General features: G+C 50.3%; 5 protein-coding genes. 1 reads left to right on the top strand and 4 read right to left on the bottom strand.

Annotated elements, in window-relative coordinates; all coding sequences use genetic code 11:
- From ACKI3C_RS10675 to ACKI3C_RS10665, 3 genes are all read right to left on the bottom strand, one after another.
- Positions 1-2,922, bottom strand: a 2,922-nt coding sequence (locus ACKI3C_RS10675; protein ID WP_407404852.1) for a leucine-rich repeat protein, incomplete at its 3' end; no start/stop codon positions are given.
- Between the two features lie 728 nt (positions 2,923-3,650).
- On the bottom strand, positions 3,651-8,513 hold the full coding sequence (locus ACKI3C_RS10670) for a family 10 glycosylhydrolase (protein WP_407404850.1): 4,863 nt from the start codon (positions 8,511-8,513) through the stop codon (positions 3,651-3,653).
- A 700-nt stretch (positions 8,514-9,213) separates the two neighbouring features.
- Positions 9,214-12,114, bottom strand: a complete 2,901-nt coding sequence (locus tag ACKI3C_RS10665) for a carbohydrate-binding domain-containing protein (RefSeq protein ID WP_407404848.1) — start codon at positions 12,112-12,114, stop codon at positions 9,214-9,216.
- A gap of 156 nt (positions 12,115-12,270) precedes the next feature.
- Here ACKI3C_RS10665 and ACKI3C_RS10660 point away from each other — a divergent pair, with 156 nt between their 5' ends.
- Entirely contained in the window at positions 12,271-12,750 is a 480-nt protein-coding gene (locus tag ACKI3C_RS10660) for a hypothetical protein (RefSeq protein ID WP_407404846.1), read from the top strand.
- A 66-nt stretch (positions 12,751-12,816) separates the two neighbouring features.
- On the opposite strand, the gene ACKI3C_RS10655 is transcribed toward ACKI3C_RS10660, so the two are convergent.
- Positions 12,817-13,188 (bottom strand): hypothetical protein, encoded by a 372-nt coding sequence (locus ACKI3C_RS10655; RefSeq protein WP_407404844.1) that lies wholly within the window; start codon positions 13,186-13,188, stop codon positions 12,817-12,819.
- Positions 13,189-13,739 lie beyond the last annotated feature (551 nt).

The following is a 13,739-nucleotide window of genomic DNA, read 5'->3' as shown; positions in this document are numbered from 1 at the left end:
AACGGCACCGTTGCCATCGACATCGGCACGGCCTCCATAGTTGCTTGCCGTGTCCTTGCCCAGGATGATGTTGGTCAAGATATTTGCATCTGTGATGTCAACCTCGCCGTCACCATTCACGTCGCCCTTCTTGCCTTCGGGTGTGTTGGGCCACAAATCAATGAACAACTCTTGACCCTGGTAGAAGGTAAAGTCAAGGTAAGAACGCCCCAAGCCTGTATAGAACGGGCGTGAAGTGTCTGATGGACGGCTGAATTTCTTAGCATTGCAGTCCCAGTAGTAGCCACCTACAAGTGGGCTGAGATTAACATCGTCGCGTGACGATGCACTGAAATTTGAAGTTCCTATGGGGTTAGTCGAACGATTGATTTTATAAATCTTTCCAGGGGTGAGATCTGTCAAAATTACGCCATTGTGGGCTCGCACAGAGTTGACACGAGCCGTCTTTATGGTATTGTCGTTAGCAAACCCTGATGCCACATAGGCATTAACGCCCGAAGTGGCGAAATCAAGAGGAATACATACACCCAGATTGTAGTTGTCATAATCGGGCTTTACATAAACGGCAAGCGCATCCCTGGGATCGCTGTTGTCATTTTTGTTCCAGCTGCTATAGTCCTTGTTCCAGTAGTTGCTATAAAGCACCTCATTGTTAACATAAACCATGAAGCCGCTTGCATTAAAGCCATAGTATTGAGCGTCCCATGTGCGGGGCTTTGTACCGAGGATAACAAGCTCCTTGAGTTTGGTAGCCTGGAAAAATGCACCAGTGCCAAATCGTGTGCACGTCTCGGGAATGGTGAGCGAGGTGACCGATGTACCAGTGAAGGCCCTGTAGCCAATGCGTTCCAGTGCCGTCATCCTTGAAAGGTCGGTTGCGGTCATATTACTGAAATTAGTAAAGCAAGAGTCATCTATTTCGGTCACCAGGTACTTCTTGCCATTGTTCTCCAAGTAATTAGATGCCGTGAAATTGTTAGGTATTGAAATTGTAGGACATCTCACATACTTAACCTTGCCGTCATATCGCACACCATCCTGGTAGAATGCTTGATCACTTATAATGGTTGCCGGTTCTTTGAGTCTAGAAAATTCAATATCATACACGGTTTTATATGCAAAGTCGAATGCACCACCCAAGATATTGTCCGACTTGAATGCACTGCCTATCTTGTCGCGCATTACAAAGGTTTTGCCCACAGGTACATACAACTTACATGTACTGGGTACATTTGTGAAGCGGAACTGGTCCCACTCAGGAGGATACTGATTGAGGTATATTTCCTGAACTTTACCCATACCCCTGAACGCATCGGTCGACAGGCTTTTAATAGAGTTGGGAACAACAATTCTGTTAACCGCTGTACCATAGAAAGCATCGGCACCGATTGAAATGATAGTTGTGGGAAGGATTACATCACCATGGTAATTTTTATATCCTTTATAACCAGTAGGAAATACGCCGTTGAGTTTACAGTTCTTGAATGCATTTGTGCCTATGTAACGCAAAGTCTTAGAGAACTCAAACGCCAATAGATTGGTACATCCTTCAAATGCACTTTTTCCTATATATTTTACATTGGGAAGTGCTACACTTTTAATTTGGGCATTGATAAAGGCTTCATTAGCAATAGAGTCAACATTTGTACCTCCGTAATAAGAATATTGTTCAGAGTATGAACTCTTAATGCGCGGGGCGATGCTGGTGAGTGCAAATTGTTTTTGACCTACATCATAGAAATCTGGTATATTATATAGATTGTCATCATCCGCAAACATGGGCGGCTTAACCATAGAGCATCGGCCTGCGTAAGATTTTCCGTCATTTCCGGTACAAGGCACTGTGCTGGTGACTGTTGCGGCGATACCATTGTGATTTATCAAGTCAAATGACACGAGTCCTCGCGTGTTGACGTCTTGAACTTCTCCCCATCCATTGGCCTTGTAATAGTCTTCACTACCATACGGCACATAGAGGTGAGGTTTATGGGCATCGGTGAAAATCTTGCTTACAACAAAAGGACCTTTCTTGTTGACGAAGAGATGGTTGAGATATTCACACTTGCGGAATGCGTCGGGTTCGATGGTCTGAATCGTGGCTGGAATAACCAGTCGCTCGACCTCTGAACAGTAAAAAGCATCACTCTTGATGGTCTTGATGCCGTAGGGCAAAATAACCCAAGACTTGTAATCTATGTAGTCAAAGAAAGCCTCGGTCTCTACAATAGTGGTATTGCCGTGAACTTTCATTAACGTATCATATTTGGCTCCTCTGGGAACATACAGGATTGAATTGTAGTCCTTGGTGTAGAGCGCATTATTGTAATCGGCATAGTATTTGTTGTTAGCGTTCACCGTGAAAGTGCTGAGATTAGAACACTCTCTGAATGCCATACGGCCTATCGATGTCACCGAAGCCGGTATCTTAATCTCACTGACACCCGAGTTGGCAAAAGCAAACGCATCGATTTTAGTCAAGCCTTCCTGCAGGGTTACCTTTGAGAGTTGGTCGCACGACTGGAACGCCTGGACGCCCAGCTCTACGGCAGCGCAATCGAGAGTCTTAAGACTAACACACCATCCAAATGCGAGTTTACCCACATGGCCTATCTTGTCGCTAATCTTCAGCGAGACAATGTTGGTGTTCCCCCTAAATGCCTCATCCTTGATTTTAGTCACGCGGTAGAATCTGGTAGGGTTACTGCCACGCGAGAGGATGTTGGGGATAGTAAGGTCAAGCGACTGTGCGGCCTTGCCGGTAGCGTTGAGGCCCACACAGGTTATCTCGCCATACTCGGCGCTGTTAACATACTCCTTAGTGATGAGATAAGTACAATTCTGGAAATTGAAATCATCGCCCACGGCAGCCATGGCACTCACAGCCACTGCAACCATAACGAATAAGGATAGTAATTTTTTCATATTGTTGTAGTGTTTTGATTTTCTGATAAGTAATTTACAAAAGTAATAAATTTTACATTATTTATGGGGGGGTAACATTATTTAACAGTTTTTTGTAATAGGTAACTATTCACCAATGGAACTCCCCGCGCAGATCTCACTGAACTCACTGATTTAATAATAACTGAAAGAAATTAAAATAATTAGAATAATTTCTTATTCAGTTAAATCAGAGCAATCTGTTGTAACTATACTACAATAGATTTTATGCAGATTCCCCGCGCGGATCTCACTCACACAAAGCATAAGCCAAAGAGAGGCTGGAAGCCGATACGCAGAACGCAGTTCTGCACATAACCCTGTCCTAACTGAGCGCAAGCGAAGGCAGGGCAGGGTAAACGCGATACGCTGTACCGCGGTTGAAGACCGCTACCTTGCACGTTTCGAGGTTGCGGTCTTCAACCGCGATTTTATTACACTTCACACCCCCCCACCGGCAGTCCGCAGGTCTGCGACCAGCGGTTAACCAAAGTTACGACCTCCCTGAGGTCTAAAAAATCCACTATATATATTTTTTCAATGAAAAAAAATCAGTGTTATCAGTGAGATCCGCGCGGGGAGTTCCATTGGTGAATAGTTACAGCTTTTATAATAAATTAGCAATAGTTGTTATCAAATGCTAAAGTTGAATAACAAGAAACCGCCTGGCGGGGTGTGCGGGGCGGTTTCTTGGTGGTGGATGTGTGGCGTTACTTTATTACCTTGGCGGTTGTGGTGGTGCCGTCGGTGTAGGTGACGTGCACGATGTTGATGCCGCGGAAGGGAATCACGCTCTCGCGTCCTGCCACGTCGTAGTATTTCACGCTGGCTATCTCCTTGCTTGCATCGAGGTTGTCCACACCGGTGACGATGCCGTTGACAGCCGGATAGTCTATGTCGAGGAAGAACGTCTTGGAATTCACGGCACGGGCATTGCTAGAGATGATGTTGTAATTGTAGCATATTGCCGGTGGGGCTTCAACATTGCTAAACGTAGATGAGTTGCTGCAGCCGGCTTTGAGGATGATTATCGAACCATTCACATTGCCTGACAAGCCGCTGATGAAGTCGGCATCCAGCACTTCTTTGTTGATGAACTCGCCGTCAACAATCATGCACAGCGGTGTGCCGGAGTCTTCATGTGTCATCACGCCTATGCTTTCTATGGAATTAGTGAATGTGGCAGTGTTGCACGACATCACCTTGCTGGGGTAAAACAAATCGTCGTCCAGTGTGTAGTCCAGCTGCACGCGTTTTTTGCTGCTGCGGTTTCCGGCATCGGCGTCGGCCACGTAGCTGTCATAGGAGTAGATGTCATAGTATCCTTTCTTGTCCTTGAGCATAGGGTCGCTTTTGTTTTCGGGACCAGTCCAAGCAGTGCGCAGGTAGTACATGTAGTAGTACTTCTTGTTTCCATTTATATCATCTTTGCACCACTTTGCCAGATCGGCACTGATGTGGCGGTAGTTGTTGTCTGCATCAACGTAGTGGGGAGGTGTAGAGCCGTGTGGTGTAGAGTTTGCTCCCAGCTCGCGGCCTATTATCAGGTTCTTGAACTCGTCGGTGAAGTTTTCGCCAAGGTGGGTCGACGGGATGTTAAGTGCCGCAAGGTGCATGTTCTGCACGTGGATGTCGCGCAGTTCGGTGCAGCCGCTCAGGTCGAGTTTGTGCAGCCAGTTTCCCTTGGCCTTCTGGCGGTTGGCAAATGCCGAGTTGTGTACCCACAGCGACTGCAGCTTGGTGTGCTTGCTCATGTCGAGTTCGCTGTTGTAGGTTGCGTGGGCATAGAGGAACGCCAGGTAGGGGAAGTTGTCAACGAGTTTCTGCAGGCTGTAGTTGCTGTCATACCCTATCATGGTGTCAAAGATACTGAGCACCTTCATGTTCTCGTTGTGGCTGGCGTTGATCTGCGTCAGTTCAACGCAGTGGTCGGTGTTGAGCTGCTCCAGGCTTTCCAGCTGGCTGATGTCTATTGACTTGATGTGGGCATTGTTGTTGAGGTTCAAGTACTTGAGGTTCTTGAGGTTCTTGATGCCGGTTTGACCGAAGTCAATGATGTCGGCAAAGTCGAGGTCAATGTACTCGAGCTTGGTGTTGTACTTCAGGTTCATCTCGCCGTCCTGGATGATGCTGAAGATACCGCCATAGGTGGCAGCGTTGGTGCCATACTTGGCGCGGCACATGTCCAGTGTCTTGAGCTCGGTGAAGTACTCGATGCCCTTGAGGCTGTTCACGCCTTCAAACTGTGTGTAACTCTTGCCATCTTGTGTAGTGTGGGGTTTTTCGTCGCCATACTCGCCCAGTCCGTTGAACTCGGTGAGGGCGGCGATGGTCTCGGGCAGGATCACGACGTGCTCGCCGCTGCCAGCCTTGGCATAAGTGTCAAAGTTGGCACCCAGGGTCGCTGTGCCGGTAATCTGGTGGCTGTTCTCGTTGTAGATGCGGGCATAGCCTTCCTTGATGAGGAACTTTTGGAAGTAGCTGTCGGGCACAGCATAGTAGGGCATTGCAGCGTTGCCCACGGGCTCGAGGATCCACTTCTGAGCATCGCTGTTGTTGCTGGAGTATAGTTGCACGTTGGTGCTGTTGGCCATTGTACCGCCATTGACATCGAGCACAAAATCTTTGTTTTTCTTGCTGATGATGGTGTAAGAACCGTCGTCGTTGCGCACAAACTTCCACAGCTGGTTAGTGCCACCGTTATACTCATACATGAGGATGTTGTTGCCGTTGCTCACCGTGGTGGGATTGCCTTGGATGGTAAGGCAGTTGCCGTTGCGCGAGATGGTGCAGTAGCCGTCGGCGCGGTGGGTGATTTCGAAGGTCTGTCTGGTTTTGTAAATAATTACATCAGCGTCGTTCTCCTTGCTGTCACCGCTCACGTCGATGCCATATTCCATGTCCTTCTTGCATGACAGCCTGAAGGTGCCCACCTGCTTGGGCAGTGTGAGCTCCATGAGCTTGCGGCCTGCGTAGGGGCCTGAGCCAGGAATGCGGTAGAAGCGGCCTATGCCGTCGCTCGCGTATGAGTCCTCGGCACCGGCTGTGTAGTGAGCGATACCCTGATTGGTAACCAGTATCCACATGTCTACGGCGGTGGTCACGCCGTTAGCGTCTGAGAGGTTGACGGCGATGCTTGATCCGTAACTTGAGTTGTCGGCAGTACCCAGTCCAGCCTGAGGCAAGTGGACGTTGGCGCCAGTGTTCCATGAGCCGCTCTGCTTGCGGATGAGGTTGGCGCATCCCTGTGTCCGGTTGTTGAGGTAGTCAACGACAAATCCATATTCATTACCGTTGCTCATTGTGAAGGGAGCGAAGGCTGTGCCATTGGTGTTGCCCAGTATGCCGCCTGTGGTCTCGGCCTGTGTGGCATTGCCGTTAGTTACCCATTTGTACTTGATGGGATTAGTGTTCATTGAGTTAACCCAGAAATAGCTGTCGTCCACAGGGTCGATGTGAGGCGTAGTGCTCAGGGTGATGGGAAGCGTTGTTTTCTCCATCGTGGTTGTTCCGATGCGGTAACGAATTGCCTTGTTGTCGCGTACAAAGAAGATATAGTTGTCGCTCATGCCGAAGTGGTCACCGACGCGTGAAAGTTCGCTTGTGGTGACATTGAGCACGACAGAGGGGGCTGCGTCAATATTGTCCCAGCAATATACCTTGATGGGTGATGTGCTTGAACTCGGTGCTGTGGTGAGGTTGGCGGCATAAATCTTTCCATTGCGATACTGCACGCCGCACACAGAGAATGTACCACCGCTCACACCGCTCATATTGAGGTTCTTGATGAGAGTGCCGGTCTTGGCGTCGAGCACATGGATGTTGCCGTCGGTAGTTGCTACGAATACCTTGCCGTCGCCGTAGCACAGGTTGCGGGCGTCGCTGTTGTAGCTGTTGTTGCGCCACACCTCGCTCCACTTGTCAAGCGACTCGATGCTGGCAAGGGAGGGAACGATGTCGGGGATAACGGTGGGGTCGGGCTCGTTGATGGTTGTGGGCTCATACTCGTTGCCGGCCGCGTCGACTGCTGTCACTGCAAACCAGTAGCCGTTACGGTACTGAGTGGGGATCTCCACGCTGTTGCCATAAGGAGCAGCGATGAGGTAGTCTCCCTTGATACCGTCGCTGCCCTTGCTCTTGGCGAGCAACACGCTGTTAGGTATCGCATACACTGCATACTGCGCACCGCGGTCGCTGGTCACCTTGTCCCACGACAGAGTGTTGCCGTTGAGCGCCAGGTTGCCGGGGGCACTGTAGTTGCCCTTGGGCATCCAGCTCATCACCGGGCGCAGCGACGGACGGGTGAAGACGTTGTTCTCGATGTAGTTGCGCATGTCGGTCTTGGTCTGCAGCCACTTTATTGAGAACAGGATGCTGCCGGGGGCATTGTTGCGTGTCTTTGAACGATTGAGGTCAACCTCGCTCTTGAGCTCGGAGAACGTGCTGGGGTTTTCCCACTTGATGATGTTGCTGGTGGAGGCCTGTGACTCACCGCTGGCAATGTAGTGACTTGCATAGCAGTGGCGGCCGAAGATGTTGGCCACGTTGCTCCACCAGTCTATCTGGGTGCCGTAAGCATTGGTGCTGTGGGTTGTTGCCCAGTAGAGCTGCGGCGAGATGTAGTCGATAGAGCGGTCCTTGAGCCAAGCCAGGGGGTCGCTGTAGATTTGGTTGTACTGCCAGTCGTTGTTACAAGGGTTGGCGCTGACGCCGTCGCTGGTGTACTTGTTGCCCGATGTCGAAACGCTGCCGGCAATACCAGCGGGCGAGATACCGAAGGTCATGTTGGGGTCAATCGACTTGATGGTGGCGTACAGCTCTTTCACCATTGTGTTCACATTGCTGCGGCGCCAGTCGCCTATCGAGAGGGTGCCGCCTTTGTTCTTGTAGCTCTGGTAGGTGCTCCAGTCGGTGGCAGTGTTGTTCTCAGGAATGAGGTTGGGATAGAAGTAGTCGTCAAAGATGATACCGTCCAGGTCATGATATCCGGCAAGCTCGGTGACGACGTTCTTGAGGTGTTGCAGCGACCAGGGGTCACCGGGGTTGAGGGTGTAGTAGTAATTATGGTTGATGATGTGCTGCTGCATCTCCCTGTCGAGCGAATTGTTCCAGCCGGCGTTGGTGGTGTGCCACACATAGGTAGCGCTTGCGTTGCCGCTGTAGCGGTAGGGGTTGAGCCAAGCAAGCGCCTGCATGCCGCGCTTGTGGCACTCGTCGATGAAGAACTGCAACGGGTTCCATGTGGGGTCGCTCGGTGCGGTGCCGCGTGTGCCGGTGAGCCACTGCGACCACGGCAGGTACTGTGACGGGTAGAACGCGTCGCTCATGGGAAGAGCGTGGAAACTAGCCGAGTTGAGGTGAGCCTCCTGCATCGCGTCGAGGATGGCGATCATCTCGGCCTTTTGTGCTGCGATTGCAGTAGCACTGGTGCCCTTGGTGGTGGGCCAGTCCATGTTGCTCACGCAAGTGAACCAACCCGAGCGGAATTCGCGCTTGGGGTCGGCATGTCCAGTGAATGCCATGCTCGCAATGAGCAATAGCACCAATAGACGAAGTTGTTTCAATTTTCTCATAATACAGTTATTTTAGTTTTGTCGTTATATCTTCAATGCGTGGCCCGTAATGCAGTTAAAATAATTCATCTTGAAAAGGGGGTGTTGTAAAAAATATTCGTCCACCCTTTTTGTGTAAAGAATTACTCTAATTGTTTTTGCTGCATGCAGTTAGTGCCTCGCACCACTGCCATGAATGGTCTAGTTTGTAATTTTCCTTTCGTATCGTTATGCAAATTTATGAAAAAAAACTGATATTTCCTACAATAATCACAATAAATACACCTAACCTCTCTGGCCTCTCTGGCCTCTCTGGCCTCTCTGACCTCTCGGGGAACCCGGGGAACTCGGGGAAGTTTTCTCTCGCGGATTACGCAGATGGCGCAGATTGTTTTTTTATTTTCTGAAAATTTTAACCTGCTTTCTGTTCCCCGAGAGTGAAAACTGAAAGAAATTATCCGAAATTATTCAAAATTTTTTATTTCTGTTCTTTCAGTCTTAAAAAAAACTCGCAACAAGAATTTCTTTTAATTTCTTATAATTTCTTTCAGTCAAAGAGCCTCTAAACGAAAAACTTCCCCGAGTTCCCTGAGAGATCAGAGGAAAAACTAAAAGTTACTATGTTTGCAGACGTAAACATAGTAACTTTCAGTCAAAAAGCTTCTGAACGAAGTTTCCCGGGTTCCCTGAGAGGTCGAGTTGCCCGGGAGGATAGTTGCTTTTACTTGGCTGTGAGCGTGCCGATAACGCTGGTTGTGCCCTTGGCGGTGCTGCCTAGATACAAGCCGTGGAATGCGGTTGTTGCATCGGTGGGTGCCGCGGTGCTGTACTTCACGTTATAGTTGCTGCCCTTGACCATGCCCTTGGCTGTGAACAGCGCGAGGGTGCTGTTGCATGCGGCCTCGAAGCTGTAAGTCACGAGGTTGTTGCCACTGGCGTCGGCGAGGGTGTAGTAACGTCCGGGCTGGTAAGACACGCTGCTTGTGTAGAAGTTATAGCCCTGTGCCGCATTGCTGATGGTGCTGCTGCCGCCTCCTCCGCCTTGTGCTCCGCCAGCGCTGATAGCGATGCCGGTGCCTGTGATCTGGATGTAGCTGTTGTTGTCGCAGTCAAGGCCTTCCTCGGGCGACGCCTTGGTGGTGTAGGCAAACACGATGCCGTTGCCTATGGTGATGGCTCCAGTGCGTCCGGCATTAGAATCCACGGCATCGTTGCCATAGCCGTAGCACACTGTGACACCGCCGTTGAAGTAGATGTTTCCGCTAGAGTTGATGCAGTCGTCATAGCACTTGAAATAGTGCTTACCGCCCTCAATGTAGATGGCAACTTTCGACTCCAGGCCCTCGGCGCCGTTGGTAGTGGTGGTGACCTCTGTCTCGCCACCATAGACGCGAATTTCGCCCATGACCTTGATTCCCTTGGCCGACGAGCCGCTTGAGCTGCCGCCTCCGCCGGGCCATCCACCACCGCCTCCGCCGCTAGTGCTGCCGCCCAGTGCCGCGCCAGTAGTAGAAACGTTGAGCGTGGGGCCGCTGCCGCCCTGAACGCCCTGGGTGTATTTGCCGTTCACCTTGATTCCCTTGCCGCCGCTGCCTGTGGCCTTGAGGGTGATGTTGCCGGCATTGAGAGCAGTGTTGCCGTCGCTCTTGAGGCATTTGGCTGTGTAAGACGCGTTGTTGGTGCCGGTCTGCCCAGCTCCGGTCGCGGTGACGTTGAGCGTGCCGCCATTGGTGGTGATGCTGCCGTTGGCGCTGATACCCTTGCCTGCCGCTCCGCTAGAATTGATGGTGAGTGTGCCTGCATTCTGCACGAAGTCTTGAGCTTTGATGCCAGTGCAGTAACTTGCGTCGCTGTTGATCACCTTCATCGCTCCGCTGGGAGTGAGGGTGATGCTGCCGCCATTGATGGTCACAGTGGCCTTGCTCTTGATGCTCTTGCTCATGTCGCCGTTGTTCTTCACGGTCACTGTACCGGCAGCGATAGTCACATTGCCGTCGGCCTTGATGCCTGCGGCGTTGTACCCTGTGCCCTGGTCTTCGCTGGTGTCGCTAGTGCCGCCATAGGACGAGGTGACGTTGCTCAGCGTGTAGGTGCGGGTGGTGCTGCTAGTCGAGTAACTGCTAGAGATAGAGTAGTACACGTCGCTGCCGCTGGTGGGAGCGGTGAAATTGCCGCTCTTGATAGTGTAAGTGGTGTTGCGGCTGGTGTAATTGTCGCTCTTGAAGTAATAAGTGCCGCCGTCGGCAGTCTTGAAGTCGTAATAATAGAATGTCATGGTCGAGTAGCCCGACGACTTGCTCTCCGTCTGGGTGAGTTCCTGCACCAGGGTGCCGTCGCTCTTGTAGAGATAAACCTTGCTCCACGCGCTCGAACCGCCGAATCCTCCTCCGCTGCTGGGCTTGGACACATACACCTTATAGCTTGCCTTGGGCTGGTCGGGGGTAGTGCCGGAGTTCTCGGCTGTGCCGCCCTTGCCGTTGGCGGTGATGTCGATGACGGTAGTGGCTGCGGTCTGGTCGATGGTGATGTTGCCGTCGGCGCTCAAGCCTTTGCCTCCGTCGGCAGTGTTGTTAATGGTGACCTTGCCGCCGCCGATGGTTATATCCCCTTCGGCCTTGACCGCAGTGACATAGCTGATGTCGCCATTCTCGTTGATGAGCGAACCGCTCTGGCTGATGGCCACGTCGCCACCGGTCATCACGAAACTGCCGGCAACCTTGAACCCCTTGGCTGCACTGCCAGTGGTGGTGAAATCAATCTTACCGGCGCTCACGGTCACGTCGCCAGTATTCTCGGGTTCGTCAAGCGCCACGTCATTGTCGTCGGTTTCCTGACTCACCTGCAAGGCATCGTCGCCCACGCCTTTCACGGTGACGTTGCCGCCCTTCATGGCAAAGTACTGGTTGATGTTGAAACCGTCGTCCACTGCACCCAGGACATTGATGGTGCCAGTGGTCTTCTTCAACTCGACATATTCCTTGCCCCAGAATGCGTGACTGGTGTTGCCCGTGATGTTGAGCGTGCCAGCACCCTTGATCTCGGTGTGGCCTTTCACGGCGAAACACCCCTTCTGCTTGCCGTTCTTGCCATCGACAAGGTTGCTGGTGGTGCCGTCCACGAGTTCCACAGCAATGCGCTTGCCGTCACGTATGTTGATGGCAGCACTGTCGGGGTTAGTGATTGACACTCCGTCGAGCACAAGCGTCATCTTGTAGTCGCCGTTCTGGTAGAAAGAACCGTTGCTTGTGCTTCCCTGCAAGGTGTAGTAATACTCACTTGCCACGCTAGCGTCTTGCAGCACAGCCACATGAGCTCCGTTCACCCTGGCAGTGATGTGAGAGGCAATATTGCCTGCCACCTTCACCTCGGCACGGTTGCCGTTGTAAGTCACCACGATGTTGTCATCGTCAAAATCGCTTGCATCGACACAAATGCTGTCGATCTCGTTCAGTGCAAAAGTCTTGCCCATCACATTAAGCTGCCCCGAGTCGTAAGGCATCTTACCCACAACAGCCGAGGGGTAGGCATACTTCACGTCGCCCACGCACACCCACATTGTCTGCTGGGCGCACATTGCCACGAACGAAGCGATCAGTGTTAAGAGAATAAATGTTTTTTTCATATAGATTGTAAATTGTAGTTAGCCGGCATTCACATGCCAATGGAGATTGTGCAAAATTAATAAAAAATCATCAAATAGAGCAAATTTTTTTTCATTTTTCGCAACTTTGGCACAATTTGTGCTATTCATAAACAAAACGAAGCTATAAAATAAAACATGAGACATCTCCTTACATTACTTGTTATTACCCTAGTAGCGGTCACATCGTGCGGCAACAATGAGTCGCACGACGTGACGACCACACCACAACAAGACCAACACTACACCGAGTCAACCCTCACCGACCCCACTGACCACTACGAATACACACACGACACCCCCGACTCGCAAGCTCTTGTTGTTGAAATCACGAAAGTCGAGCAAGAGCCATCCTCCCAGCCTCAACCCCCTGCCAAGGTTGCCACATGGCATGACTTCTATAACAACCGCAGCAAGGCATGGAACGAAGGATATGACCAGGGCTATGAGGATGGCTACGAGGACTCTGACACAGGCGACTACGGTGACAGCTACAACACCAAATGCCGCTACAAAGGCAAGAACCGCAAGGACTATAAAGACGGCTATGCCTATGGCTATCACGACGGTTTCGAAGCCGGCAAAGAAGACGACGGCGAGTATGACTATGATTACTAACCGCTGCCAGCGTTAGCGAGGCATTGCGGGCAAGGCTGTCGCATAGATAATCCTATAGCCGACTAATCACTTTGCAGCATTGATGCTGTCGCAGGCTTGCACGGCGGTGCTGTCATGTGCGCAATGAGGTGTGCAATATTTATATAAACTATCAGGGGTAATTCTCACAGCAGTGTTGTCAGGAGTGGGAAGAGGCAATGCTTTGCGTGAAGACAATGCCTTGACTGCACTCTTGAGTTCCTTGCTGGGGCCAAGCAACGGGAATGAGCCAATTTTTGGATATACTTTAACTTTAGCGCCACGCTTGGCGTTGCTCACTGCCCTATTGACCTTTTGCTCAGTTTGCTGCTGTATTTTTTTAATAAGAGCCGTGCACTGTGCCGATGCTGATGCGGTAAATGCCAACATCGCGACAAGGATAAAAACAAGCTTTTTCATAACCGTAAAAATTTTTTCGGTTCAAAGGTACTAAAAAATCACGACAGTGCAAAGTAAATGTAGTGCCTAGGTTTCGCTTTTGTCCACACATTCAAAAACGAAGTGCGAAAATCTGGCTTAATCTGTACTATAGCGCATAAAACAAACCACACCTTCAAGAAATGCAACACGCATTGCGTCCAGTAGGACGCTAATCGGAGCAAATAGGTGTAACTCAAATGTTTTCACATGCTAAAGTTGAGTAATTTTTTGATGTGCTAAAGTTGAATATATAAGCGTTTGTTTTTCTGTAGAAAGGGACTAAAAACAAAAAAAGGCGCTTCGCTTGAAATCAACTAAAAATTAACAAAAAAATTATTCTTTGTCAACATCTCGTAACTATTCAGCAATGGTATTCTGGGTAATATCCCCGCGCAGATCTCACTGATAACACTGATTTAATAATAACTGAAAGAAATTAAAATAATTAGAATAATTTCTTATTCAGTTAAATCAGAGCAATCTGTTGTAACTATACTACAATAGATTTTTTGCAGATTCCCCGCGCGGAT

The sequence above is a fragment of the Sodaliphilus sp. genome (assembly GCF_045598405.1).
GTDB classification, from domain to species: Bacteria; Bacteroidota; Bacteroidia; order Bacteroidales; family Muribaculaceae; genus Sodaliphilus; species Sodaliphilus limicaballi.
The sequence above is the reverse complement of the archived record's forward strand: the minus strand, read 5'-3'. Positions and strand labels throughout refer to the sequence as shown.